We start from the raw sequence: 24,590 nt of genomic DNA, 5'->3' as shown, positions 1-24,590 counted from the left end.
ACAATGATGAATATAGCAGTAATATTTGCAGGAGGACAGGGCAACAGACTACATTATCATAGTCGCCCCAAGCAGTTTCTTGAGTTTCGAGGTAAACCCATCGTGGTTTATACCATCGAGGTGTTTCAACATATCCAGCAAGTTGATGCTATCGTGGTAGCTTGCCTGGACGACTGGATCCCTTATCTTCGTAGTCAGGTAGAGAAATATGATTTGACTAAAGTGATAGATATTGTACCTGGCGGCGAGAAAGGGCAAGACTCTATCTATAACGGACTGGTATGTACTAAGCAACATTTCTCTGACGATTCAATAGTACTGATACATGATGGTGTGCGTCCGTTAGTGACGGAGAAGACTGTTATTGAATGTATAGAAACAGCTAAGGAGAAAGGCAACTGCGTGGTTTGTGTACCAGCAACAGAAACAGTAGCCATTAAAAATACTGATGGTTCTCTGGAGGTACCAAATCGCGACAACGTTCTGATGTTCAGGGCGCCACAGTGTTTTATCCTAAAAGATGTATTAGAAGCCCATCAGAAAGCATTAGCTGAGGGAAAGCACGACTTCATCGATACCAGTTCGATGATGAATCATTATGGTTATGAGCTACATACTGTTACAGGAACAGCTGAGAATATCAAGATTACTACACCTGCCGACTACTTTATGTTCAAGGCCATCATAGAAGCAAGAGAAGAAAGTGCCGTATTTGGTTTTTAAGATTGTAAACAGTACATATGAAGAGCGAGGTTATCATAGAAGATTTACAGAGTATAAGTGAGGCTGATTTGCCTTGGCGAGAACTTGACGGAAAGACCGTCCTCATCACTGGTGCTACAGGAATGTTGGCCTCGTATGTCACAGGACTGTTACTCTATCTGCACGAGCATGCTGGCATCAATATCACAGTAATAGCACTTTGCAGGAATCGTCAGAAAGCAGAGCAATACTTTGGCTCGTATTTAGCCAAGTCTTATTTCCATTTGCTCATTCAGGATGTATGCACTCCTATCGCCTATGAGGGTAAAGTGGATTATGTTTTTCATTTGGCAGGTAATGCCAGTCCATATTTCATCAATTCCGATCCTGTTGGCATTATGAAGTGCAATCTGTTGGGCACGATAAACGTGCTGGAGTATGCTCGCAAATGCCATACGATAAAGGTAATCTTTGCTTCCACACGCGAAGTGTATGGCAAGAACGAAGAGGCAGAACTATTGGATGAGCAAGCCTTTGGCACTCTTACTCCTTTGGACGACAGATCATGCTATCCTGAAAGCAAACGAGCTGCTGAAACTCTGCTGAAGAGCTATTATCTGCAATATGGTGTGAACTTTAATACTATTCGCATTGCCCATTCATATGGTCCTACGATGAGGTTGGAGAATGATGGAAGGGTGATGGCCGACCTGATGGGAGATGTGGTGGCTGGCAGGGATATCATGTTGAAAAGCAGTGGAGAGGCTGTTCGCGCATTTCTTTATATAACAGATGCAGTTGCGGGTATGTTTACTGTCCTCTTTCATGGAGAACCTGCTATGGCATATAATCTGGCCAATGAGACAGAGCCTATCAGTATTAAAGATCTAGCCCACATGATGGCTACTTTGAGAGAGGATAAGAAGATAAAGGTTGTTGTATCTGAGGGCGGACAGAAAGGTTATTGCACCTATCGCCGCACAGCCTTGGATACATCAGCCATTGAGCAATTGGGGTGGAAACCACAGATTTCCCTTAAAGAAGGAATCAATCGTGTGCTTCGTACGAAATAGTCACCACCTGTTGCGCGCTGTAGTGCTACAGTGTAGAATGGTGGGAGGCTGTGGGAAGATCCTTCCAAGAATCGCTTAAGGCTTGCATAGTTGGAAAAAGAATGTTGGCTCCGGCATCTTGGAGAACCTGGTCGGGAAGGGGACCGGTGTTGACGGCGATGGTGTAAATGCCGGCAGCTACACCAGCGCGGACACCTAAGGGGGCGTTTTCTACTACCATCGCTTCGCTCGGTTGCAGATTGCCTGCCTTTTGTAATCCCATGAGATAGGGATCGGGATTAGGCTTGCCTCGTTTTACATCGTAGGCTGTGGTGATGTTATCGATGGTAACGTATTTGCCAAAATCGCGCAGGATGCGATTAATCAAGGGGCGCTGTCCAGAGCCTGTTACGATGCCAATGGTAATGCCCGCTGCATGTATCTGCTCCATGAGCGATAAAATACCCGGCATGATCGGCGCCTCTGGCATCGAATGAAAGATACGTGTCTTCTCATCGTACATCAGCTGCGATTCTGCCTCGGTAATCTCGCGACCTTGCTGTTGCTTTACCATATAGCGAATGGTGTCTACGCCACGAGCTCCCTCAGTGGCGTAGGCATCATCGGCTGTCATATTGATTCCGAACTTCTTCATCGACTGGACCCAGGCCACTGCATGATTCTTCATCGAATCATACAGCACCCCGTCCATATCAAATAATACTGCCTTAATCAATGTTTAATGTTTAATCTTTAATGTTTAATGTTTAACCCAGGCGCGCTTTGATGGCGGCGCTCTCTGCCTCGTAGCCGGGCTTATCAAGCAGGGCAAACATGTTCTTCTTGTAAGCCTCTACACCAGGCTGGTTGAATGGGTTCACACCCAACACATTACCACTGATACCACAGGCAATCTCGAAGAAGTAGATGAGCTGTCCGATGTAGTACTCGTTCAACTTAGGAACGCTGATGCGCATGTTGGGCACACCACCATCCACGTGAGCCAGCTGTGTACCCAGCTCAGCCATCTTGTTCACCTCGTCAACACGCTTGCCAGCCAGGAAGTTCAGGCCGTCCAGGTTCTCCTCGTCGTTGGGGAACAGCAGCTTCTTCTCGGGCTCCTCTACAGAGATAACAGTCTCGAAGATAGTGCGCTCACCCTCCTGAATCCACTGACCCATTGAGTGCAGGTCGGTAGTGAAGTCAACGCTGGCAGGGAAGATACCCTTCAGGTCCTTACCCTCGCTCTCGCCGTAGAGCTGCTTCCACCACTCAGAGAAGAAGTGCAGCTTAGGCTGGAAGTTCACCATAATCTCAATCTTCTTACCGCTCTGGTACAAGCCGTTACGTACGGCAGCATACTGGGCTGCAGGGTTCTCGGCGAATGGTACTGTTGGGGCGCAAGCCTTCTCCATCTCCTGGGCACCGGCTACCAGATCCTTGATGCTGAAACCAGCGCAGGCGATAGGCAGCAATCCTACTGGAGTGAGTACCGAGAAGCGACCACCCACGTTATCGGGGATGATAAAGCTCTTGTAACCCTCCTTGTCGGCGCAGGTACGGGCAGCACCCTTCTTGGCGTCGGTAACGGCTACGATCACCTTCTTAGCCTCTTCCTTACCACGCTGGGCCTCGCACTGCTTCTTCAGCAGACGGAAGGTGAGGGCAGTCTCGGTGGTAGTACCACTCTTCGAGATGTTGATCACACCAAACTTCTTACCCTTCAGGTACTCTGTGAGTTCGAACAGATAGTCCTCACCGATGTTGTTACCTGCGAACAGGATGGTGGGGGTCTTAGGATCGTTAACCAACCAGCTGAATGCGTTGCTCAGAGCCTCGATCACGGCACGTGCACCCAGGTACGAACCACCGATACCGGCTACTACGATAGCGTCGCAGTTAGCGCGCAGGGTGTCGGCGCAAGCCTGCAGCTCATCCAGGAATGCAGGTGTGATGCTGCTGGGCAGGTGCAACCAACCCAGGAAGTCGTTGCCAGGACAAGTACCAGCCTCAAGAGCCTTCTGTGCCTCAGCTACCTTTGGTTCAAAACTCTCCACTGCACCTTCCTTCAAAAAGCATGCAGCCTTCGTAATGTCAAGCTTAATCATTTCCATAATCAGTTAAAATTATAATAATGTTTATCAATGTTTCATGTTTAATGTTTCGCTCGAGCTATGCTCGCTTGCTACCGAAGGGTCGCAAGAATGTTTAATCTCTAGCGCTTCCCTGCAGCGCGACTTCAGCTTGCTGCTGTCTTTTAGGCGCTCGGTGGCCTTTTCAAGGCGCTGGCGATACGCCTCTACGTCCTCATCTAAGAGAAGCGCAGCCAAGTACATCGGCAGGGCCAGCTCTGCTTCGGTGGTAGGGGTAAAACCTTTAAACTTCAGCAGGCGCGCGCGGGTGCGCTTCAGCTCATACAGCTTCAGGTTGAACTCCACCTTCGGCACATCTTTGTCCGCCTGGTTCTCCAATAGCCACTCGGCCAGTTCCAACAGGTATTTCTTATCCCCATCCACATCTTTCGATGGGCGCTCCCTAATCTCTCGTTCTATCGGGTTGTTCAGGGGCTCAACCAGTTCTGGCTCCAGTTCTACGGCGGCGATAATCACCCCTGGTATCTGCACCACCAGATGCTTGTTGCGCTTTCCTTTAAAGCGCAGGATGGTTCCCTCGTAGCCATCGTAGATACCACCTTTGATACGAATCTTCTCGCCCTCTTTCAGGTTCAGCTCCTCGGGCTTAAAGTAGGTAATCTTCTCCTGTCGGATATTGGTGAATTCGATGAATCGCTCCATGGCATAATCAGGCACCGTCAGATAGTCCTGCTTGTTCGAGAAGGTTGATTTGCGCATATAAATGCTCTCGCGCGACTTATGTCGGATATACTCCTTCAGCGCCTCCTCGGTAGCACGCACAAAAATCAATCCCGTGATGGCAGGCACCATCGTACGCTGCTCCTGGCGGCGCACGGTTTTTACCTCATATTTCATAGGTACGTGACTGCGGAATCCTGCCTTTCTCAGTGCATCCCTCACTTTCTCTTCGTGGTGTACACTCAAGCATCCCAGCACATACCATTTCTCTATATCTTCTTGTATTTCTGCCATCGCTAATCTTTTTCGGGGGACAAAAGTACAAATAAAATAGCAGAAAAACAAACTATAAAGGTATAAAAAATCCAAATACGCCAAGAAAAGTCGAGGAAAACAACTTTTGCTTCTAAAAAATTTGGTTAATTAAAATAAAAAGCCTACCTTTGTCCGCGGAAAAGGGAAATCGAATTCAATTCTATCCCGAATACCAATGCGTTAATAAAACTAAAAAATATTATAACGTACTGACTACAAACAAATTATGCTGGTCAGCACGGAAGGAGGAAAGTACGCAAATTACTAGATGAGACGGTTAATTCTTCCATTCTACCTTATCTTATTAATCCTCACATCTTGCGAGCATCCGCTCATCCCCGAACAAGACGTTATAGGTGGCGACGCCGATGGCAATCTGGTTGTTTCAGTATTCCAGATCGAGCAACAGTCGTTTGCAGTCCCATTCACGCGCACATCAATCACCGATTACTGTCAGCGACTCAATTTCGCTGTCTACGATACGGCGGGCAAGCTCATTAAGCAAGTCAACCAAAAAACAGGCGATGCCAGTTACGGCACGGTAGCCTTCCGGATAGATCCAGGTACCTATCAGGTAGTGGTAGTGGGTCACAGCAGCAATGGTAATCCCACGATGACCAATCCGCAGAAGATTCGGTTCGACAATAAGGATGGCTTTTCCGATACCTTTCTGCATAACGCCATTATTCAGATAACCGACGACGCCGAAACCACCATTGATGCCGACTTACATCGTATCGTGTCGCTCTGTAGGGTAGTGTTTACCGATGCCATCCCGGCCCGTGTCACACAGATACAGTTCGAGTATAAAGGTGGCTCAGGTGCTTTCGATGCAGCCACAGGCTTAGGCTCGGTTAACAGTACCCAGAAGGAGACCTTCGCAGTCGAACCTGGCGAACAGGCATGCCGTTTCGATCTGTACACCTTTCTCCACGATACCGAGGGTACGCTGCATCTGAAGGCTACAGCCCTTGATGATGCTGATAACGAAATCAAGAATCGCGAGTTTGAAGTGCCGCTCAAGCAGCGCATGATTACCAAACTCACCGGTCCGTACTTCTCGGGCTCCGATGGCTCTACCATCACCATCATCATCGGTATCAATGCCGAGTGGGAAGGTGAGCAGACCATAGAATTTCAATAACGTTATAAATAAACCTATAACTTAAAAAATGAGAATTAAATCAATCATGCTGGCAGGAATACTCCTGTTGGCTCAAAGTTGTAGCCAGAAGGCTGCAGAAGAGAACAACCAAGACGAGGTGAAAACCCCAGTGCGTGTACATGTAAGTGATTTCTCATTCTCCAACGAGAATTTTCCTGATGCCCAAACGCGTGCTGGCGACGATCCCAACAACTATACGGCGGTTAAGGCTATCGATATCGCCATCTTTGCCGCCGGGAACAAGCAGGTGTATGCCGCCACTCAGATAAAGGACGATGCTACCACCTACACCACCTTTGGCGAGTTTGAGTGCAGTCTGCCCATAGGCACCTACACCATGGTAGCCGTGGCGCGAAGCAGAAGTAAAGGCGACGAGTTTACCATCACCAGTCCTACGCAGGCTGCCTATACCAGCGAGCGTGCACGCGAAACTTTCTGCTGTACACAAAGCATTACGGTAACTGGCACGACGCCAGTGGATATCAGTCCGGTGATGAATCGTGTGATGGCACAGTTCCAACTCCTCTCAACCGATCAGGCACCAAAAGCAGCCGCCACCATCCGCACCACCTATGGCGCAGGTAGCAAAAGCTTTAATCCAACTACAGGTTTGGCCACCGACGATAAGGGCTTTTCAGTTACCAATTCAGTGGTTCCTGATGAGGATGATGGTACCATCGCCGTGTTTAGCATAGTGTTCCTCGCTAATAACGAAGAAACCATGCCGGTAACCATCGAGGCACTCGATGCAGACAAGTCGGTACTTATCAGCAAAACATTACCTAAGGTACATTTCAAACGTAATCAAATCACCAAGGCCACCGGTGCGGTGTTCACGCCAGGAACCTCCAACTTTTCTTTCCTACTCAATACCGACTGGCTGCCCGACGAGAATATCACTTTTTAATTGCATAATATAATTTAAAACATCCCGTATATGATTGACGAATCAAAATTGAATGATGAAGGTTTAGGCTCGACCGATCTTCAGGATGAACAGTCTGTGTTTAATTTCCAGAACCTGTATGCTATGCTGGTGCTCAACTGGCAGTGGTTCCTGCTGTCGTTATTCATCTGCGTGTGTGGTGCGCTCATCTACCTGCGCTACGCCACCAAAACCTATCAGGTGTCTGCCAAGATGCTGATTAAGGACGATAAGAACAGTCGTCGTGGATCATCCAGCCAGATGCTGTCCAACATGCAGGATCTTGGTTTTATGAGTAATTCGGCTGGTGTCGAGAACGAGAAGGAGATTCTACAGTCGCGCATCTTAGCGCGCGATGCTGTGATCGACCTCAAGCTCTACACCCAGTATGTCACGGCTGGTCGTATGGCCAAGCAGCCCGTTTATAATATCCAGCCTGTTAGTGTAGATATCGATTCTTTGTCGCTCAGCAAGTGGGATAAGGAGTTGCTCGATGGCATGAAATCCATCCAGCTCACCTTGGAGCGCAACGATGGCCAGTATCAGGTAAAGGGCGAAACCCTCTATAATGGCCAGAGTACGGGCAGCTTCTCGCAGGAATTAAAAAAACTGCCTGCCACCATCCGTACCAATTATGGCGTATTGGCCTTTACCCAGAACGGTGCTAGATCCATGGAGGAAGGCGAGCGTTATCATATCACCATCCAGCCCCCGATGGTGGTGGCTACGGGCTATGCGCGCTCACTCGCTGTGGCCAATACATCTAAGCAGACCTCGATTGTGGAGCTCACGCTCACCGACCTGAATACCCGTCGTGGTCTCGACTATCTGCGCCAGCTGGTTATCTGCTATAACCGCCAGGCCAATGCCGATAAGAATGAGATTGCGATGAAGACCGAGGAGTTTATCAATGCCCGTTTGCAGAAGATTGATGCCGAACTGGGCTCTACCGAGAGCGCCCTCGAGAACTATAAGAAGCGCAATGCCGTGACTCAGCTCGAGATGGATGCCACCCAGAGCCTCACCCAGAGTGCGCAGTACGAGACGCAGCTGGCCGAGGTGAACACCCAGCTGCACCTGATGGACTATCTGCGCGAGTATGTGGATAATCCCGCCAATCATTATAAGATTATCCCTTCGAACGTAGGTATGGAGGATAACGCCTCTACCGCGCTCATCGCCTCGTATAACCAGGCCGTGCAGGAGCGCAACCGCCTGCTTAAGACTGTGAGCGAGCAGGCTCCACAGGTACAGACCCTCACCGCTACACTCGACGATCTGCAGCCCTCTATCCGTACTGCCCTGTTGCAGGCACGCCGCTCGGTTGATATCCAGCGCCAGGGCCTGCAGCGCCAATTGGCCAAGTATGCCGGTCGTATTGGTAGCACCCCCGAGCAGGAGCGTGTGCTCACCCAGATTGGTCGCCAGCAGGAGGTAAAGAGTGGTTTGTATCTGCTGTTGTTGCAGAAGCGTGAGGAGAACTCTATCTCGTTGGCTGCCACAGCCGATAAGGGTAAGCTCATCGACGAGCCTCTGGCCTTGGGCCAGGTTAGTCCTAAAAATGCAGTCATCCTGTTGGTAGCTGCTGGGCTGGGTTTAGGCATACCTTTCGGTATCATCCTGCTCATCCAGTTGCTCAGCTATCGCCTCGAGGGTCATGCCGATCTGCAGCGCCTCACCAAACTGCCCATTGTGGCCGATGTGCCAGTGGCCAGTGATTCGGTCAAGACTGCCGCCGGCATTGTGGTAAAAGCCAATAAGAACGATCAGATTGACGAGATATTCCGCTCTATGCGTACTAATATCCAGTTTATGATGAAGGAGAATGATAAGGTGATTCTCTTCACCTCCAGCACTTCGGGTGAGGGTAAAACCTTCCTCGCTGCCAACTTGGCGGTATCGTTCGCCCTGCTGGGTAAAAAGGTAGTGCTCTGCGGTCTCGATATTCGTAAGCCAGCCCTGGGCCGCCTGTTCGGTGTGAAGGACCGTACCCTTGGTGTCAGTCAGCTGCTGGTAAAGGATGCGGTTACTATGACCGATCTGCGCAATACTATCTGCCCATCGGGTGTGAACGAGAACCTCCATCTGCTCTTGGCTGGTCCTACACCGCCAAACCCAGCGGAGCTGTTAGCCCGCCAGAATATGCGCGATGTGGTTGAACTGCTCAAGCAGGATTACGACTATGTGATTATGGATACCGCACCAGTAGGTTTGGTTACCGATACCCTGCAGATTGCCCGTTTCAGTAACGTCAACTGCTATGTATGCCGCGACGACTACACCCCGAAGAGCAATATCGGTATTGTGAACACGCTGGTAGCCGAGCAGAAGCTCAGCAACACCTGTATCATCCTGAACGGCGTGGATATGTCGAAGAAAAAGAACGGCTACTACTATGGCTACGGCAAGTATGGTAAGTACGGCCGTTACGGCCATGCCTCTTACGGCAACTATGGCAACTACGGCTCTTACGGCAACTACGCCGAGAGCCATTATTCAAACAAAAATGATGACTCCATCAAGCAGTAATGTTTCATGTTTAATCTTTCATGTTTAATGTTTAATGTTTAATGTTAATTGCGGTAGATTTTGACGGTACGATTGTAACCCATAAGTACCCTGAGATAGGCGAGGAGATACCTTTCGCCATCGATACTCTGAAGATGCTCCGCCAGGATGGCCACCGATTGATTCTGTGGTCGGTGCGCGAGGGCCGTTTGCTTAAGGAGGCTGTCGAATATTGTCGCCAGCGCGGCTTGGAGTTCTATGCCGTGAATCGCGACTACCCCGAGGAAACCACCGAGAGCAATCCCCACTTTTCGCGCAAGCTCAAGGTTGATATGTTTATCGACGATCGCAACCTTGGTGGTCTGCCCGATTGGGGCACTATCTATCAGATGATTAAGCACCACCAGTCGTGGCACGATGTGGTCGATGATATGGCGGCCCAGTCATCCATCCACCACTCTCTCCCCCCCAAGAAAAAGCACTGGTGGCAATTTTGATTTTACATTTTCTCATTTTTTAATTTTTACATTTTTCAAAAATGAAGAAACTTACATTATTTAATTTTTTAATTCTTACATTGGCACTGCTGCTCGCAAGCTGTGGCTCAGTGAAGAACGTAGCCTATCTCCAGAACAGCGACAGTATTAATTTCGACAAGTCACGATTCTTGTACGATGCGCGCATCATGCCCAAGGATCAGCTCACCATATCGGTAAACACCACAACCCCCGAGGCTTCGGCACCCTTCAATCTGGTGCAGCAAGGCGGAACAGCAGGTTCTGCTGGTGGTGGCTCGCTCATGCCTTGTTTGGTAGATAACGATGGCTATATCAATTATCCCATTATCGGTAAGCTGCATGTCAGCGGCCTCACCAAGTCGGAGTGCGAACAGCTCATTTCCGAGAAGATTCGCCCTTATATGGCCGAGACCGAGAATCCTATTGTTACCGTTCGTATGTCGAGCTATTCGGTATCCGTATTAGGCGAGGTAAACACCCCTGGTAGTTTCCTGGTGTCACGCGAAAAGATTTCTATCTTCGAGGCGTTGGCACAGGCTGGCGACCTCACCATCTATGGTGTGCGCGATAAGGTAAAGCTCATTCGTGAGGATGCCACAGGCAAAAAGCAGATTGTAACGTTGAATCTCAACGATGCCAACATCATCAATTCACCTTATTATTATCTGCAGCAGAACGATATTGTGTACGTAGAGCCCAACAAGGTCAAGGCCCAGAACTCTAAGTATAGTCAAAACACCTCCCTGTGGATAACTGGTAGCAGCATGCTGGTTTCTCTCACCTCGCTCCTCATCAATATCTTTAGATAAAGTTCCACCCCCATGAATAAACATCATCATCACGAGCCGGACGATGCGAGCGTATTCAAACAGCGCAGCTTGTCCCAGATGCAGCTGAAGAAAACCCTCGAGAAGGTACTAAAGATTACCTTAATAATCCTAGCCCTCCTCATGGCCCTCGCAGTAGTCTTCGTCTACACCCTCGGTTAGAAGTGCTCTTTGGTGGCTTCTCGCCCCCAGCCGCGCGGCAAAACCCCTAGGTGTTTTAGCATGGTATAGATTATTTTGGATGGAATAGGGGGGCAAGGGGGCTGGCCCCGTTAAGCAATAAAGGCCGAAGTCCCGGCCTGCCAAAAAGGTAGGAGGGATTTGCGGTTTTCCCAAATCCTGACTTTGCATCCCCCTTTGAAGGGGGCCTTGGGGGTAGCAGTCTTCTTTGGTTCTTTTTCTTCTGATGTCAGAAGAAATGAACGAAGGAGCGCTATATATTAATAAGGTGTCAGGGACCTGTCCCTGTGTCAGAAACAGATCCCTGAAGATGTCAAGAGGCTGTCCCTCTGACATTGGAGCCCGAGAAGTAATCTCGGTACTCCTGACAATCAAAAGACGGGCACTCTTTGTGAACTCCTTCGAGTTCTCGATGCCCGAGAATCTCGGCCTGAGGATAATCCTCTTTAAGGCTTCGTAGCAAGGCAATCAACGCTGCACGTTGTTCCGGCGTCCTGGTATCAGCTGCCTGGCCCCGCTCATTAAGGCCCCCTTCATAGCAGATTCCAATCGAATGGGCATTGTAATGCCTGGCATGCATGCCCACAAGGCTCTCATCACGCGTCTGATACAGATGCCCATCACGCTCAATGTAATAGTGGTAACCAATACCCTTGTTGCCGAACCGGGCATTATGACAAGCCTTGAGCATGTCGACAGTGAAACGCCTGTTGCAGCGGGTAGCGCTGCAGTGAATAACGATTAAGTTTACTGAGCGCATGACTGTACGGCTATGGATCCGAGAACTGAGGTAATAACTGTTGCGACAAATTTAAGGACCTTAGCAACTTTGGTCCAATTTACTTTCACCATATAGAATATAAATTTAAGGGTTAATAGTTTGGTTTTAGCAACGGACTACAGGACTAAAAGATATTAATCCGTGTAGCCCGTGCTTAAAAGAGATTAGTCTCCGATAGGCTCATGGTTACCGCCTCCACCGGTGTTACCACCGCCGCTTGGCGTATCTGAACCATTACCGCTGGTTGAGCCTCCGCCGCCATTACTTGGCTCGGTAGCAAGCTTACCATTGATAAAGGTAGCCTTCTTCAAGGTAGCCTCCAGGTTAAGACTCTTACTCATCAGGTCGCCAGTGGCACGGGCCTTCAGCTTCACACCGCTGATGTTCTTAGATACAGTGAAGTCCTCTTCCTTCTCCGCCATCTCCTTGTTCTTGATACCAAGCGAGAAAATGGCCAGGTCGTCGATCTTCACGTTCTTACCCTCCAGCAGGAGCTCTTTGATACAACCAATCATGTCGGTGAGCAGTCCCTTGATAACGCCCTTAGAATACGGCGAATTGTGATGACTCATGTGCTCAGCCAGAGCATCCAGGTCGATAGTCTCTTCAACCACGTTCTTGGCGAACCACTTTCCAAAACACTTGTTACCGGTGATTTTGATTTGCTGCAAAATGTAACGTACCATAAGTTTTAAATTAAACATTAAACATTAAAGATTAAATATTGCCATCCGGAATAGCAGTGCAAGTGAAGTGCAAGGTGAGTGCAGAGCTGAGCTTGCTCGAGCTATGTTGAACCGCAGCCTTCACTCGCCAGCGCAACTTGTTTGCGATGGCAAAGGTACGACATCGCCAAGGGCAATTGACCAGTTATGAACAGTTAGCTCGAAAATAATTAGAAATCAGGTGGTATTTCAGTGATTTTCGTCCACTTACCGTCAAAAAAGGTAGTCAGTTGCAACTCACGCACCACCTTCTGATAAAGCTGATGACTCTGCAGTACACGCTGATCCTGCAGCTCCGGTGGTAGATCGATGCAGTAATCTTCACAAACATACTTCACGGCCTGTGGTGGTAGCAGTTGAGCTTTACGGCTTACTCCCATTGCTTCGAGGATATGCTGGCGACTACTGAGATAACGAGAAAAGGTACGGTCTGATACACCAGCCAGTTCGGCCAGTTTGGTCTTACTGATAAATAGATGCTTATTGTAGTAATTTACCATATTGATTGTGGTTGAAAACTAATTTGATTTTAGATAAAAAGTAAATTGATTACGGAGCGAAACTAAGTTGATTCCTGGATATAATCCACAAGGTCTATCTTCCGCCGTTTCTGGTCGGCCGAGGCATGGCGCTCTAAGAAGTCGGATACGTAGATGCGGTTCTGTTTGGGCCATAAAAACGAATGCATCACCTGCTGTGCCACATCATACCACTCTGTGTAAGCTTTCAGCTCCTCGTCGGTATCAGGCAGCAAGATAATCTGGCAGCGCTGCAGTGCCCAGAACTTCTGCGGTTGCAACTCAAAAAGTCCGCCTGCCGCCAGCCACACATACTGCGGATACAGCTCCGATAAGATAACCGCCGATTTCTCGGCCTCTACGATACAAACCGTGCAAGGTTCACGTACCAGATGCAACCCAAAGAACACGTGATCACTCTGGAAACTATCCTGCGGCAGTCCGAAGTGCTTCTTCATCAGATACATCGCCCACGTCGCATGGCGGCCCTTCAGTCGATGACAGTCGGCACCATACCACATCAGCTTCCCATCATGCACCCGGCCCATCTGGTCAATCTGCCAGTAGATAACGGCATCATCTTTCGATCGGCCTAACCGGTAGCGCAGTGCAGCATGCACCATCTGCCGCTTGGTAAGCATCCCGTTGGCAACCACTGCTCGGCAAAAGCAGCTCCTGGCCGATAAAGGCCGAGCCCATAATGGCGGCGCTGGCATATACAGACCGAGATTTTTCAGAGAGTCTTTAAATAGATCTTTAAGTTTCATTTAATTCGAAAATCGTTTATGGCGTGATATATCCCTCTACACCCCTCTTACTATAGCCCCACCTCTCTTTAGAGAGAGGGTGGGGACTATATAGAGAGGGGGTTAAGAGGGGATAAGAACAGCCACCACGCGGCCGTGTTTGTCCATGGTAGTACTAATCACCCGCTGGCCCACCGCCAGGTCGAACACCTTCTCGTAGTACTTTGGTTGTTTAATCTCGCTCAGTTTCATCACCTGGTTCTGCAGGTTCTCTAATGGTAAGGATGGAATACTTCCAAAGGCATCGCTGAACAGTGGGCGTAGGTTCCATTCCCAAGGGCGCTGGGCTTTGCCATCATGGCGGATGATATACTTCTGGTTAAAGGTCGTGGCCTTGTCGCTCCTAATCTGATAGGCTTCGGGCTTGTTGGTCATATACTGCCCATTCTGGTTGCGAGGCTGATAGTTAGGCTTAGTGGTAATCACAGGCAGTCCGTTATCATCAATCTTGTAGTACATCTGTTCGTTGATACGGTACTTGCGGGTAAATGTCTGTTTAACCGAGAATACATCCGTTTTCTCAATCTGCTCGCAGTAATACACGTCGAAGGCTTTATGCAGTATCTCGGTTCCCAACCAGCCACGCAATCCACGTTTTTCGCCAGTACGGTTCAAGTGGATCACAATCGTGATGTTACAATTGTTCTCGGTAGATAGCTGCATCAGCAGGTCGATAAGCGCGGCAGATGCCTCGGCATCATTAATGCTCGACAGCAGGTCGCTTACATTGTCGATAATCACCATATCAGGCTTATAGGTTTCGATACCTGCCACCAGATAGTCGATACGTTCCTGACAGCTGCAAGCTCTCACGTTGAACACAAAGAAGTTGGCTTCATCGGCATCGCCTAATTGATACACACGATCGGTAAGAATACTTTTGGTTGATTGGCGACTCTGCTCCGTGTCAAACCACATCACTTTCAGTGGTTCATCGCGGATGCGTTCCAGTTCTAAAACGTTCTTGGCAGCACAGCAAGCCATCAACATCGATGTAAAGAAAGTTTTACCACACTTCTCGGTACCAGTAATGGCCGAAATGTCGAGTCGAGGAAAACATGGTTCACCATACATGCGCATCAGGAAGTCTTCCGACTGAACTTCAGTGTCGGCCATGATTCTACACTTGTCGAGCTTCAGCACCGCGGGTGCTACCGAAGGAGCTGCACTCGAAAGTGCAATCTCCTTTTCAATGGGGTCTTGATTTGTCATTACTTTTTTAAGTTTAAATATAACGTTAATTGGTTGTTAATTATAACGCTGTAAAGGTACAACAAAGTTAGTTGCTGTGCAAATTTCTGTCCCCACGGGGACACAATTATAATTTATTTACATTTTAAAAACTCTATTAAGATGAAGAAAAAAGTCTTAGAAACTCTGACAGCTGAAAAGCTTTTATCAGAGTTGGTGTTGGTAAAGGCCGATAACGTCTTTGCCCACAGCCGCCGCTCAATGGAGAGTAGGTACCAGTTTCGTAATGGTATCTTTAAGCGAGCCTAAGACCACAATCTTGCGGCAAGTGATGTTCTTAACCTGGCCCAGTTGATCGCCATCCATCGCGACATCTGCCAGCATTACCAATCCCAGCCCCAGGAGCTTAAACGATGGGAGAATGAACTCCTAAACGCTATTCGCGCATATCTCGGTATCGAGAAACCTCCGTAGAGGATATTCAGTAATAATATATACAAATGTGTGAGCTCTCCCAGCTTGTTGTTAAGGCCGTTGGCTTTGAGGGCGAAGTTGCCTTTGATGCCAGCAAGCCCGATGGCACTATGCGCAAGCTCATTGACGTGAGCAAGCTGCATTCTCTGGGTTGGACGCATAAGGTAGAGATAGAGGATGGCGTGAAGAAATTGTTTGAATGGTACAAGCAAAGCTTGGAGAATTAACATTTAACAAGTTAACATTAGGGCAGAGAGGACGCTACAGACACAGAAGCCCTACGGTCTCCAGAGCCTTTCGCTACCCAAAGCGGTGTCGCTCACATCTGACGAAGAGAGCGGATTCCTCAAACGACAGGAACTTGGCTCCAGTCATAATAATCTCAAAGAGGCTTGTAGCCACATTTCGATTCTGAGAAATAGGTATTTATCACTCTTGCAGAAAGATAAGATTATTTATCGGCTGGCGCATTGATTATTAGAGATATGGATTTACAAGCAGAGATAAAGAATGTAAAAGAGTTAGAGAAAGCCTATCTAGGGCATTGCAATACGCAATGCAACTCAGACAAGGCTATTAAGGCATTCCATACATGGCATAAAGCCATGCTCGTGCTCTTTAATAAGGTTGTCCCTGCTAATAATGATAATTTCCAGATAATCAAAAAACAAAGAGCCACAGGTAATGGCTATATGCTAAAAAGTATATATGATATGCTTTCTGGCCATTATGCAATGCTTATGGATGATGTTGAAAGAGGAAAGTTCCCAATACAAGGGCAAGAAATGAAAGCAGAGAGACATATTGAGGAAAAATACCCTCGCGTATTTATCAGTCATAGTTCTAATGACGATAAAATCATATTGTCTTTCATACAGAATGTACTTGTTTTGGGTCTTGGACTCCCAAATGACGAGATTGTCTTTACGTCAGATGAAAGATATGGAATAGTGCCAGGAGATGACATTCCTAATTATATCAAGCGTACTATTGCACATGCAGATGTTGTCTTGATAATGATATCTGAGGGTTACAAAAAGAGTGAGGTATGTCTCAATGAAATGGGGGCCGCTTGGGCGCTTGACAGGAAAATAATTCAAGTGATGCTGCCCGACGCTGATTTCGATGAACTGGGTTGGGTAATCAATTTAAAGAAAGCCGTCAGGCTTACCAACAAGAATCAACTGCTTTCATTGGTTAATCAAATAGCCACATTGTTGAATGTTGATATGGCCAAGCATTTCACTTCGGCAGTTTCTGCTGTAGATGACTATCTTGGCGCTTTAGAATGTAAAAGTAAATTTAAAACAATTGAGGCGAAGCCAACGACGGAATTAAAGGGTGAGGGGATAGCCCCCCAATCAATACCTCATATTTCTTCAGGTAATCCTGATACAGTTGTAAATGAAGCAATAAATAAACTCGGAGAGTTCACTATCAAAGAGCTTCAGAAAGAAACAAAAATACAAAATTATCATTATTTGACAGAAAAGATTCAAACGATGGTAAAAGCAGGAGAACTTGAAGAGTTAGGCTCGATAAAAAATAGAAAATATAAAGTAGTAGTACGTTCATATAAGTTGTTTTAAAATATGGCAAGAACAAGAACTTATATAGCTGGTGAATGGGATGGAGACAGCGATGCCATTGAGCAGATTTATAAATGGAACGAAGGTAATAAGTGGAATTTTCACTTCGTTGATGCGCACGGATTTAAACAGTGCTATGATTCCTCAATGCCTTGCACCATCAAAGATTGTTTATCCGAGAGAATGGGGCGAACAAAAACCTTTGTGCTCGTTGTGGGCAATAACACAAAATCCACACGAAAGGGTTCTTGTGCTTACCAAGACTGTGGTAATAAGAGTTTCAGCTTTATGACGGGAACCTATACTTGCACAGTGTTAGGTAAGACCTATTCCACAGAGAGTTTTATAGATTTCGAATGTCGTTTGGCTTATCGATATAGAGCAGATATAAAGATAGTCGTATTATATAATGCAGTTTCTGTTGACAAGTCAAAATGTCCAGAAATATTACGAGGTGTTGGTGTGCACAAAGAGATGAAGTCATATAATACCACATGGGGCAGATATATGTACGACTATAATAAAGTTCGTAAAGCTATTGAAGAGTAATATGAGTAGGGAGTTTTGGAAATATTTCTTTGCTGCGGTGGGTACAATCTCATCTGTAGTAACATTGGTGAGTTTCGTTTTTGAACTAAAGAACCCATCATGTTGGCTCATTGTCCTCTATATAGTTGGTGTGATAGGGTTGAGTATCCTTTTTGCCGTATGGCAAACATGGAGGAAGAATAGTTTAAAGTTCACTATTTCCAACAATCTGACAGTGAACGTCTCATCAGGCGACTTGTTTGATTATGCTAAAGATGAGAACTATGTAGTTATCCCTGTTAACGAATACTTTGATACAATCGTTGATGACAAGATTATCAATACAGGAACAATCCATGGCCAGTTTATAAAAAGATACTATCGGGACAATCACGAACAGCTTCACACTGAAATAGAACAATACTTTGCTACTAATGCTATAACTGGCCAAGACGTAGATAGACCTAATAGTGCAGGATATACTACAAAGTATCCTTTGGGTACCTGTGCTATTATAACTAAAGAAAATACTCACTTTGTTCTTCTTGCTCTAACACATTTTGACATAGAAGATCATGCTTTCGTTGAATTATCAGAGTTCGGTCGTAGCATAAGTCTGCTCTGTCGTAATTTAAAAGATAAAGTAGGTGTAACCCCGGTGTATATGCCATTAATGGGAATGGGAATGTCGAGATTAAACCAGACAGCCCAGTTCATTTTGAAATATACGCTTGATACAATCATCGGTATAAAAGGCCTCGCAATGCAGGGTGGTATACATATTATTATTTATCCACCAGTTGCAAAAACCGTCAATTTGAATGAAATAAAGTATTAAGCAAATGTATAAAGGTTATTGCATCACCGAAGAAACCATCAACGATGTTACTTTTCCTTATTTTAATGAGAACAGAATGAGGAAACAGGCATACGAAGATGCGCTCGCAGAATTAGACAAAAAGTCTAATAGTATCACAGCCCGAATAGCTAAGATACTCCAAGGTGATGCACAGGGAATTATAGATGGTGATGCTTTACAGCAGGCTTGTATGCCAACAACATCAAGCAAGTATGATGTATTTATATCACATTCTCATTGCAACGACAACGGAGAATGTGTAAAAGACCTTGCTGCATATCTGTTAATGAAATATGAAGTTAAGTGCTTTGTTGATGGTTTCGTTTGGGGTAGTTGTGATAAAGATATACTTCGGCCTATAGATAAGATTTGGAGTACGCATGATTCCAAAGATGGTTCTTACAGTTATGAGAAGCGTAATTATTCAACCTCACATGTACATGCAATGCTCTCAATGGCATTGCTTGAAATGATAGACCAATGTGAGTGCTGTATTTTCATTAAGCCGGAGGTGGACTATAATATAACAGGAATACAAGACATGACTCTTTCGCCTTGGATTTATGAGGAAATATCAATGTTCAATAAAGTTTGGAAACAGAAACCAAATAGAACAACACGTTGCACAGAATCATTTAGTGCGACGAAACCTCCTCTGAGGATACAATATAAACTTGACCTCTCGAATATGCCCGAGTTACGTAAGTCACATTTGCAATTATATTTCAGAGATGAGTATATGCCAGCCAACTACTCTCTGGGATACAGATGGCTTGATTATTTATATGATAATCTAAAATAACAGATACTAATGACCACTGATGAACTGATACTGAAAGCTATAGAGAAGTGCTTGGAACAAGCATCTGACCCAGAGCAGAAGCGCCTCTTCCATTGGATGAAGGCTGCTATACAGTATCCTAGTATTGAGGCACTCTTCAACGAAGTGCAAGCAGCAGGGCAAGGTTGTGGCAAGTTTTCAGAAACACAGGGACAGACCTGTCCCCATGTCAAGAATGGCTGAGGTGTGATTATCTAAAACAGTAGTATAAGGCGTTATAGATATGAATCTGCATATTGAAAATATAACAAAAGCGTAACAGCCACAAGTATTCCTAATGACCCAATCCGAGCGCTGGCAGATGCAGTACGAGCAGGTGATGGTTTTCATTTCAACCAACCACCGCCGTCCATCAAAATACTATGCTGAGGAGCGATTGCTGTGGCATTGGCTTCGCAGAAACATCAAACTCATGTCGAAAGTCGATCTTCCTATTGAGAGAAAGGAGAAATTTAAGGCTTTGATGGCTCTGGATGGAAAATATCGGAGAGTGAATCAATTCAAATGAAAATGAGGCGAGATTGCTTGCGTTGATAGGTTATTCCGGCCGGGATTATTAGATGGGGTATTAGAATTCCAAATGGATTAAAAGACATTAAACAAGTATAATCACAATTATGTCACGCGCCTGTCCCTCTGGCAGGCATGTGGCACCAATAACAACAAAATAGAAATATTAACCAAATATGAACTATCGTGCAAGCGAGTGCAATGACAAGCTTGCTTGGTCATTGCCGAGTGCAGCCGATAGTGCATGATAAAATAAAGTTTTAGCATGAATATTGCAATAGTAGGAACAGGCTATGTTGGCCTGGTAACGGGAACTTGCTTTGCTGAGATGGGCGCACATGTTACTTGTGTGGATGTCGATGCACAGAAGATACAGAAACTTAAGGATGGTATTATGCCCATCTACGAGCCTGGACTCGAAGAACTCGTTAAACGTAACGTAGGTTTCGAACGCCTCAAGTTTACTACCGACCTTACTGAGGTACTCGACGATGTAGAAGTTGTTTTCTCAGCTGTTGGTACACCTCCTGATGAGGATGGTTCAGCCGATCTGAAATATGTGCTGGCTGTAGCTCGTCAGTTTGGACAGAATATCAATAAGTACACTATTTTGGTCACCAAGTCAACCGTTCCTGTTGGTACAGCCAAGAAGGTTAAGGCTGCCATTCAGGAAGAGTTGGACAAACGAGGAGTCAACATCCCCTTTGATGTGGCCAGCAACCCTGAGTTTTTGAAAGAGGGTGCAGCTATTAAGGATTTTATGAGTCCTGATCGTGTGGTAGTAGGTACTGAGAGCGAGAAGGCCAAGGAGGTGATGACTCGCCTTTACAAGCCATTCCTCATTAATAACTTCCGTGTTATCTTTATGGATATCCCATCAGCTGAGATGACCAAGTATGCAGCCAATGCCATGCTGGCTACACGTATCAGCTTTATGAACGATATTGCCAACCTTTGTGAGCGTGTTGGTGCCAATGTGGATAGTGTTCGTAAGGGTATCGGCACCGACTCTCGTATTGGTTCCAAGTTCCTTTATGCCGGTTGTGGCTATGGTGGCAGCTGTTTCCCTAAGGATGTTAAGGCTTTGGTACATACCGGTATGGACAACGGCTACCATATGGAGGTAATTGAGGCTGTAGAACGTGTAAACGAAAAGCAGAAATCGATTGTTTATGATAAGATTATCAAGGCAGTAGGCGATGTTAAGGGTAAAACAATTGCCATCCTTGGTTTAGCCTTTAAGCCTGAAACCGACGATATGCGCGAGGCTCCTGCCTTGGTGGTTATTGATAAATTACTGAAGGATGGTGCAACGGTTAGAGTATTCGACCCCATTGCGATGGAAGAGTGCAAACGTCGTATTGGCGATGTTGTTTCTTATTGTACAAATATGTACGATGCCGCCGATGGTGCCGATGTATTTGCCCTGATGACAGAATGGCGCCAGTTCCGCATGCCATCATGGAATGTCATCAAGAAGGTGATGACGGGTAACGTCATTGTTGATGGTCGTAACATCTACGACCGTCAGGAACTCGAAGAACTGGGATTTGTTTATGCTAGAATAGGAGAAAAAAGTAATAGATTTGATATAGAATGTATGCATAAATGAATGTGTTTTCTTCTTGAAAGTGGAAAGGGCTGTATGAACAGCATAAAGTGGTCATAGAATGTTTGCCTTTATTGCAGTCGATAAAACGTTTAAAGTAAAATCAGTTTTTACGTAAAAGCCTAATTCGGTATCCAAAGACATACGTTTTGAACGTATACAAAATATATTGTAAAACCAAAACAATGAAACGAATTTTAGTAACTGGTGGAGCTGGCTTTATAGGTTCCCATCTATGTGAGAGATTAGTAAAAGAAGGCAATGATGTTATTTGTCTCGACAACTTCTACACAGGTAGTAAAGAGAATGTATGGCACTTGCTTGGTGAACATAATTTTGAGATTGTGCGTCATGATGTGTGCCAGCCGTATTGGGCTGAAGTTGATGAGATTTATAATCTTGCATGTCCTGCGTCTCCCATATATTATCAGAATGACCCTATTCAAACAACCAAGACATCTGTCTTTGGTGCCTATCATATGTTAGGATTGGCTCGCAGAACAAAATGCAAGATACTTCAAACATCTACCAGCGAGGTGTATGGTGACCCAGCTGTTCACCCTCAGCCAGAATCCTATTGGGGCAATGTAAACACCATTGGCATTCGCAGTTGCTACGATGAAGGTAAACGCTGTGCTGAAACGATGTTCTTCGATTATCATCGCTTACACGGAGTACGTATTAAAGTAATTCGTATCTTCAATACCTATGGTCCACGTATGGCAGAACATGATGGGCGTGTCGTTTCTAATTTCATTATGCAGGCATTACGTGGTGAGGATATTACTATCTATGGTGATGGAACCCAGACACGTTCGTTCCAATATGTTTCCGACCTCATTGAAGGCATGGTACGCATGATGGCAAGCGGTGATGAATTCCTTGGGCCTGTCAATATCGGAAATCCTGGCGAATTCACCATGTTGGAATTGGCAGAGAAAGTCATCGCTATGACTGGTTCTAGGAGCAAGATCGTATTCCGCCCATTACCTTCAGATGACCCCAAGATGCGCAGACCTGACATTACGTTGGCAAAGGCCGAATTGGATTGGGAACCCAAGGTGAAACTTGATGAAGGCCTGGCTAAAACAATAGATTATTTTAAATCAAGACTATAAATTTCAACATGGCATTAGAATTATTCGTACCAGGTCGTTTATGCCTTTTTGGTGAACATACCGATTGGGCTGGCAAATATCGAACCATGAACGCTGACATCGTTCCTGGTGCATCGATTGTTACTGGTATTGAGCAGGGTATTTATGCAGAGGTGGAGAAATCCCCTATCTTTGAGATGCATAGCGAGGCTCCTGAGATAGAAGAAGTGTGGCAGGACTTTTCTTGTCGCATGAACGAGCAAGAATTAAAGAATGTTGCAAAGTCTGGTTCTTTCTTTAGCTATTGTGCAGGCGTCGCCAGTTATATGCTGGAGTGGTACCATGTGGGTGGTGTGAAGATTACGCTTAAACGTATGACTCTCCCCATGAAGTCGGGACTGAGTAGTTCTGCTGCCATTTGCGTATTGGTTGCGCGTGCCTTCAACCAGATATATAAGCTCAATCTCAATACCATGGGCGAGATGAATATTGCCTATGTGGGAGAGCTTAGAACGGCATCGCGTTGCGGTAGATTAGATCAGGCTTGCGCGTTTGGTGTTAAACCTAACCTGATGACTTTTGATGGTGATGAGGTCGAGGTGAAAACTCTGAATGTTAAGAAACATCTATATTGGGTATTTGCCGATCTTTGTGCAGAAAAAGATACCATTAAGATTCTCCGTGATTTGAATAAGGGTTATCCTTTTGCTTCAAATGAGATGGAGGAACGAGAGCAGAAAGCCTTAGGTGAAGATAATCAGAAGATTATAAGCCTTGCCATCGAATATATGGCAAAAGGTGATGCTGAGGCTTTAGGTAAGTTGATGACAGGTGCCCAGACCTTGTTTGATACTGCTGTTGCCCCCATGTGTCCTGATGAGTTGGCTTCACCCAAATTACATGAGGTTCTTAATGATCCTATTATTCAGCCTTTGGTTTATGGTGGTAAGGGTGTTGGTTCTCAAGGTGATGGTTCCATCCAATTCTTGGCCAAGGATAAAGAATGCCAGCAAATACTGATTGGTTACTTAAACAATCAAGGTATGAAGGCATACCCCTTGACTTTAAAGCCAGTTCACACTGTACGCAAGGCCATTATTCCTGTTGCAGGTTTCGGAACCCGCCTTTATCCTGCCACCAGAGCTATGAAGAAAGATTTCTTTCCAATACCAGATGTTGATGGTATAGTTAAGCCTGTTATACTGATTCTTCTTGAAGAATTAGTGAAGAGTGGTATTGAGGAGATTTGTTTGGTTCTTGGTTCTGAAGAAGAAAGATTGATGTATCGTGATTTCTTTGAGAATCCCTTGCCACAAGAGCATTTCTGCAAACTCAACCCCGAAATGCAGGAATATGAGAACAAGATACTTGCCATAGGAAAAAAACTACGCTATGTTTATCAGAAAGAAAAACGTGGTTTTGGTCATGCAGTTTACCAGGCAGCTGACTTTGCTAATAATGAACCTGTATTGCTGATGTTGGGAGATACCCTTTATCGTACAGATAGCAACAAACCATGTGCCCTTCAGATGATAGAAAAATACGAGCAGTATAACAAGTTGATGGTATCAATTCATCCTGTTTCATTGGCAGATGTTTCACACTATGGAATACTTTCTGGAACATGGGAAGATAAAAATGAGACGGTGTTGAACATCTCGAAGATGACAGAGAAACCCAAGGCCAGCTATGCAGAAGAGTTTCTGGGGGTTAAATGTAAGGATGGTGAACGAAAATATATGTCAGTTTTTGGTCAGTACATCTTAACACCTGAAGTTTTTGAGCAACTCCGCACTGATATTGAGAATGCATCAGACCTGAATAGTGAAATAGAACTAACAACTGCTTTGGATAAGGTACGAGAGCAATATGGCATGATAGGAATACAACTACAAGGTCGAATGTATGATATGGGCAACTTTAATGCTTTTAAAAACTGTATAAAAACTTATAGTAAGTAGTAAAATTGAGGACCCTTAAAAATAGTTAGGGTGTTCCTTAATGAAATTGGTACTGAATGTGTTTGGAGTAATTGAACACATTCTCTTTTTTTTAGT

General features: G+C 45.7%; 26 protein-coding genes and 1 pseudogene. 19 read left to right on the top strand and 8 right to left on the bottom strand.

Annotated elements, in window-relative coordinates:
- The first annotated feature begins 6 nt into the window (after nucleotides 1-6).
- On the top strand, nucleotides 7-723 hold the full coding sequence (locus BLR73_RS05680) for an IspD/TarI family cytidylyltransferase (protein WP_091860163.1): 717 nt from the start codon (nucleotides 7-9) through the stop codon (nucleotides 721-723).
- 68 nt (nucleotides 724-791) lie between these two features.
- The gene (locus BLR73_RS05675; protein WP_176763626.1) at nucleotides 792-1,775 is read left to right on the top strand and encodes an NAD-dependent epimerase/dehydratase family protein; all 984 of its coding nucleotides are present in this window, start codon (nucleotides 792-794) and stop codon (nucleotides 1,773-1,775) included.
- Between the two features lie 25 nt (nucleotides 1,776-1,800).
- Here BLR73_RS05675 and BLR73_RS05670 read toward each other — a convergent pair whose 3' ends face one another.
- Genes BLR73_RS05670 through BLR73_RS05660 form a run of 3 tightly spaced genes read right to left on the bottom strand, consistent with a single transcriptional unit; the run spans nucleotide 1,801 to nucleotide 4,861 of the window.
- Nucleotides 1,801-2,490: an HAD family hydrolase gene (locus tag BLR73_RS05670; RefSeq protein WP_091859859.1), complete on the bottom strand. Its 690-nt coding sequence runs from the start codon at nucleotides 2,488-2,490 to the stop codon at nucleotides 1,801-1,803.
- A 31-nt stretch (nucleotides 2,491-2,521) separates the two neighbouring features.
- Nucleotides 2,522-3,868, bottom strand: coding sequence for a glucose-6-phosphate isomerase (locus tag BLR73_RS05665; protein WP_091859856.1), 1,347 nt, complete (start codon nucleotides 3,866-3,868; stop codon nucleotides 2,522-2,524).
- Between the two features lie 27 nt (nucleotides 3,869-3,895).
- Nucleotides 3,896-4,861, bottom strand: coding sequence for a UpxY family transcription antiterminator (locus BLR73_RS05660; protein WP_091859853.1), 966 nt, complete (start codon nucleotides 4,859-4,861; stop codon nucleotides 3,896-3,898).
- 289 nt (nucleotides 4,862-5,150) lie between these two features.
- Between BLR73_RS05660 and BLR73_RS05655 the strand changes: the two genes are divergently transcribed.
- The 6 genes from BLR73_RS05655 to BLR73_RS14335 are packed head-to-tail and all read left to right on the top strand — an operon-like array spanning nucleotide 5,151 to nucleotide 10,987.
- Entirely contained in the window at nucleotides 5,151-6,026 is an 876-nt protein-coding gene (locus BLR73_RS05655; RefSeq protein WP_091859850.1) for a FimB/Mfa2 family fimbrial subunit, read from the top strand.
- Nucleotides 6,027-6,054: 28 nt separating this feature from the next.
- Complete coding sequence (locus tag BLR73_RS05650) at nucleotides 6,055-6,954, top strand: FimB/Mfa2 family fimbrial subunit (protein ID WP_143010888.1); 900 nt, start codon at nucleotides 6,055-6,057, stop codon at nucleotides 6,952-6,954.
- A 30-nt stretch (nucleotides 6,955-6,984) separates the two neighbouring features.
- Nucleotides 6,985-9,501, top strand: a complete 2,517-nt coding sequence (locus BLR73_RS05645; RefSeq protein WP_091859844.1) for a GumC family protein — start codon at nucleotides 6,985-6,987, stop codon at nucleotides 9,499-9,501.
- Nucleotides 9,502-9,542: 41 nt separating this feature from the next.
- Entirely contained in the window at nucleotides 9,543-9,977 is a 435-nt protein-coding gene (locus tag BLR73_RS05640; protein ID WP_091859842.1) for a BT0820 family HAD-type phosphatase, read from the top strand.
- Nucleotides 9,978-10,018: 41 nt separating this feature from the next.
- Nucleotides 10,019-10,807 (top strand): polysaccharide biosynthesis/export family protein, encoded by a 789-nt coding sequence (locus tag BLR73_RS05635; protein ID WP_091859840.1) that lies wholly within the window; start codon nucleotides 10,019-10,021, stop codon nucleotides 10,805-10,807.
- Nucleotides 10,808-10,819: 12 nt separating this feature from the next.
- Nucleotides 10,820-10,987, top strand: coding sequence for a hypothetical protein (locus BLR73_RS14335; protein ID WP_176763625.1), 168 nt, complete (start codon nucleotides 10,820-10,822; stop codon nucleotides 10,985-10,987).
- Between the two features lie 331 nt (nucleotides 10,988-11,318).
- On the opposite strand, the gene BLR73_RS05630 is transcribed toward BLR73_RS14335, so the two are convergent.
- The 5 genes from BLR73_RS05630 to BLR73_RS05610 form a co-directional block, all read right to left on the bottom strand.
- Nucleotides 11,319-11,765, bottom strand: a complete 447-nt coding sequence (locus BLR73_RS05630; RefSeq protein WP_091859837.1) for an N-acetylmuramoyl-L-alanine amidase — start codon at nucleotides 11,763-11,765, stop codon at nucleotides 11,319-11,321.
- Between the two features lie 185 nt (nucleotides 11,766-11,950).
- Nucleotides 11,951-12,472 (bottom strand): HU family DNA-binding protein, encoded by a 522-nt coding sequence (locus tag BLR73_RS05625; protein ID WP_091859833.1) that lies wholly within the window; start codon nucleotides 12,470-12,472, stop codon nucleotides 11,951-11,953.
- Between the two features lie 209 nt (nucleotides 12,473-12,681).
- Nucleotides 12,682-13,011 (bottom strand): hypothetical protein, encoded by a 330-nt coding sequence (locus BLR73_RS05620; RefSeq protein ID WP_013063763.1) that lies wholly within the window; start codon nucleotides 13,009-13,011, stop codon nucleotides 12,682-12,684.
- A gap of 62 nt (nucleotides 13,012-13,073) precedes the next feature.
- On the bottom strand, nucleotides 13,074-13,670 hold the full coding sequence (locus tag BLR73_RS05615; RefSeq protein ID WP_091859830.1) for a DUF6371 domain-containing protein: 597 nt from the start codon (nucleotides 13,668-13,670) through the stop codon (nucleotides 13,074-13,076).
- Nucleotides 13,671-13,898: 228 nt separating this feature from the next.
- Complete coding sequence (locus tag BLR73_RS05610) at nucleotides 13,899-15,047, bottom strand: AAA family ATPase (RefSeq protein WP_091859826.1); 1,149 nt, start codon at nucleotides 15,045-15,047, stop codon at nucleotides 13,899-13,901.
- 141 nt (nucleotides 15,048-15,188) lie between these two features.
- Between BLR73_RS05610 and BLR73_RS14330 the strand changes: the two genes are divergently transcribed.
- The 11 genes and pseudogenes from BLR73_RS14330 (at nucleotide 15,189) to BLR73_RS05560 (ending at nucleotide 24,494) form a co-directional block, all read left to right on the top strand.
- Nucleotides 15,189-15,335: a hypothetical protein gene (locus BLR73_RS14330; protein WP_176763624.1), complete on the top strand. Its 147-nt coding sequence runs from the start codon at nucleotides 15,189-15,191 to the stop codon at nucleotides 15,333-15,335.
- Nucleotides 15,336-15,532: 197 nt separating this feature from the next.
- A pseudogene (locus tag BLR73_RS05605) lies at nucleotides 15,533-15,727 on the top strand (GDP-L-fucose synthase); the annotation flags it as partial.
- 258 nt (nucleotides 15,728-15,985) lie between these two features.
- Nucleotides 15,986-17,089 (top strand): toll/interleukin-1 receptor domain-containing protein, encoded by a 1,104-nt coding sequence (locus tag BLR73_RS05600; RefSeq protein ID WP_091859823.1) that lies wholly within the window; start codon nucleotides 15,986-15,988, stop codon nucleotides 17,087-17,089.
- A gap of 3 nt (nucleotides 17,090-17,092) precedes the next feature.
- On the top strand, nucleotides 17,093-17,638 hold the full coding sequence (locus BLR73_RS05595; RefSeq protein WP_176763623.1) for a TIR domain-containing protein: 546 nt from the start codon (nucleotides 17,093-17,095) through the stop codon (nucleotides 17,636-17,638).
- Nucleotide 17,639: 1 nt separating this feature from the next.
- A complete protein-coding gene (locus tag BLR73_RS05590; RefSeq protein WP_091859820.1) occupies nucleotides 17,640-18,455 on the top strand; it encodes a macro domain-containing protein in 816 nt (271 codons plus the stop codon).
- 4 nt (nucleotides 18,456-18,459) lie between these two features.
- Entirely contained in the window at nucleotides 18,460-19,278 is an 819-nt protein-coding gene (locus tag BLR73_RS05585; protein ID WP_091859817.1) for a hypothetical protein, read from the top strand.
- A gap of 9 nt (nucleotides 19,279-19,287) precedes the next feature.
- Nucleotides 19,288-19,500 (top strand): hypothetical protein, encoded by a 213-nt coding sequence (locus tag BLR73_RS05580; RefSeq protein ID WP_091859813.1) that lies wholly within the window; start codon nucleotides 19,288-19,290, stop codon nucleotides 19,498-19,500.
- Between the two features lie 94 nt (nucleotides 19,501-19,594).
- On the top strand, nucleotides 19,595-19,825 hold the full coding sequence (locus BLR73_RS05575) for a hypothetical protein (RefSeq protein WP_091859805.1): 231 nt from the start codon (nucleotides 19,595-19,597) through the stop codon (nucleotides 19,823-19,825).
- Between the two features lie 267 nt (nucleotides 19,826-20,092).
- Nucleotides 20,093-21,439, top strand: a complete 1,347-nt coding sequence (locus tag BLR73_RS05570; RefSeq protein ID WP_091859803.1) for a UDP-glucose dehydrogenase family protein — start codon at nucleotides 20,093-20,095, stop codon at nucleotides 21,437-21,439.
- Nucleotides 21,440-21,621: 182 nt separating this feature from the next.
- Complete coding sequence (locus tag BLR73_RS05565) at nucleotides 21,622-22,554, top strand: UDP-glucuronic acid decarboxylase family protein (protein WP_091859801.1); 933 nt, start codon at nucleotides 21,622-21,624, stop codon at nucleotides 22,552-22,554.
- An 8-nt stretch (nucleotides 22,555-22,562) separates the two neighbouring features.
- Complete coding sequence (locus BLR73_RS05560; protein ID WP_091859799.1) at nucleotides 22,563-24,494, top strand: sugar phosphate nucleotidyltransferase; 1,932 nt, start codon at nucleotides 22,563-22,565, stop codon at nucleotides 24,492-24,494.
- The last annotated feature ends 96 nt before the right edge of the window (nucleotides 24,495-24,590 follow it).

It is taken from the genome of Prevotella sp. khp1 (assembly GCF_900102205.1).
In the GTDB taxonomy this organism is placed as follows: Bacteria; Bacteroidota; Bacteroidia; order Bacteroidales; family Bacteroidaceae; genus Prevotella; species Prevotella ruminicola.
The sequence above is the reverse complement of the archived record's forward strand: the minus strand, read 5'-3'. Positions and strand labels throughout refer to the sequence as shown.

Coding starts and splice junctions, on each gene's coding strand:
- BLR73_RS05630 (WP_091859837.1), bottom strand. CDS start 11,765: ATGCGCTCAGTAAACTTAATCGTTATTCACTGCAGCGCTACCCGCTGC.
- BLR73_RS05625 (WP_091859833.1), bottom strand. CDS start 12,472: ATGGTACGTTACATTTTGCAGCAAATCAAAATCACCGGTAACAAGTGT.
- BLR73_RS05665 (WP_091859856.1), bottom strand. CDS start 3,868: ATGGAAATGATTAAGCTTGACATTACGAAGGCTGCATGCTTTTTGAAG.
- BLR73_RS05650 (WP_143010888.1), top strand. CDS start 6,055: ATGAGAATTAAATCAATCATGCTGGCAGGAATACTCCTGTTGGCTCAA.
- BLR73_RS14335 (WP_176763625.1), top strand. CDS start 10,820: ATGAATAAACATCATCATCACGAGCCGGACGATGCGAGCGTATTCAAA.
- BLR73_RS05615 (WP_091859830.1), bottom strand. CDS start 13,670: ATGCTTACCAAGCGGCAGATGGTGCATGCTGCACTGCGCTACCGGTTA.
- BLR73_RS05570 (WP_091859803.1), top strand. CDS start 20,093: ATGAATATTGCAATAGTAGGAACAGGCTATGTTGGCCTGGTAACGGGA.
- BLR73_RS05610 (WP_091859826.1), bottom strand. CDS start 15,047: ATGACAAATCAAGACCCCATTGAAAAGGAGATTGCACTTTCGAGTGCA.
- BLR73_RS05655 (WP_091859850.1), top strand. CDS start 5,151: ATGAGACGGTTAATTCTTCCATTCTACCTTATCTTATTAATCCTCACA.
- BLR73_RS05680 (WP_091860163.1), top strand. CDS start 7: ATGAATATAGCAGTAATATTTGCAGGAGGACAGGGCAACAGACTACAT.
- BLR73_RS05575 (WP_091859805.1), top strand. CDS start 19,595: ATGACCCAATCCGAGCGCTGGCAGATGCAGTACGAGCAGGTGATGGTT.
- BLR73_RS05635 (WP_091859840.1), top strand. CDS start 10,019: ATGAAGAAACTTACATTATTTAATTTTTTAATTCTTACATTGGCACTG.
- BLR73_RS05585 (WP_091859817.1), top strand. CDS start 18,460: ATGTATAAAGGTTATTGCATCACCGAAGAAACCATCAACGATGTTACT.
- BLR73_RS05595 (WP_176763623.1), top strand. CDS start 17,093: ATGGCAAGAACAAGAACTTATATAGCTGGTGAATGGGATGGAGACAGC.
- BLR73_RS05600 (WP_091859823.1), top strand. CDS start 15,986: ATGGATTTACAAGCAGAGATAAAGAATGTAAAAGAGTTAGAGAAAGCC.
- BLR73_RS05565 (WP_091859801.1), top strand. CDS start 21,622: ATGAAACGAATTTTAGTAACTGGTGGAGCTGGCTTTATAGGTTCCCAT.
- BLR73_RS14330 (WP_176763624.1), top strand. CDS start 15,189: ATGAAGAAAAAAGTCTTAGAAACTCTGACAGCTGAAAAGCTTTTATCA.
- BLR73_RS05640 (WP_091859842.1), top strand. CDS start 9,543: ATGTTAATTGCGGTAGATTTTGACGGTACGATTGTAACCCATAAGTAC.
- BLR73_RS05645 (WP_091859844.1), top strand. CDS start 6,985: ATGATTGACGAATCAAAATTGAATGATGAAGGTTTAGGCTCGACCGAT.
- BLR73_RS05660 (WP_091859853.1), bottom strand. CDS start 4,861: ATGGCAGAAATACAAGAAGATATAGAGAAATGGTATGTGCTGGGATGC.
- BLR73_RS05580 (WP_091859813.1), top strand. CDS start 19,288: ATGACCACTGATGAACTGATACTGAAAGCTATAGAGAAGTGCTTGGAA.
- BLR73_RS05590 (WP_091859820.1), top strand. CDS start 17,640: ATGAGTAGGGAGTTTTGGAAATATTTCTTTGCTGCGGTGGGTACAATC.
- BLR73_RS05620 (WP_013063763.1), bottom strand. CDS start 13,011: ATGGTAAATTACTACAATAAGCATCTATTTATCAGTAAGACCAAACTG.
- BLR73_RS05560 (WP_091859799.1), top strand. CDS start 22,563: ATGGCATTAGAATTATTCGTACCAGGTCGTTTATGCCTTTTTGGTGAA.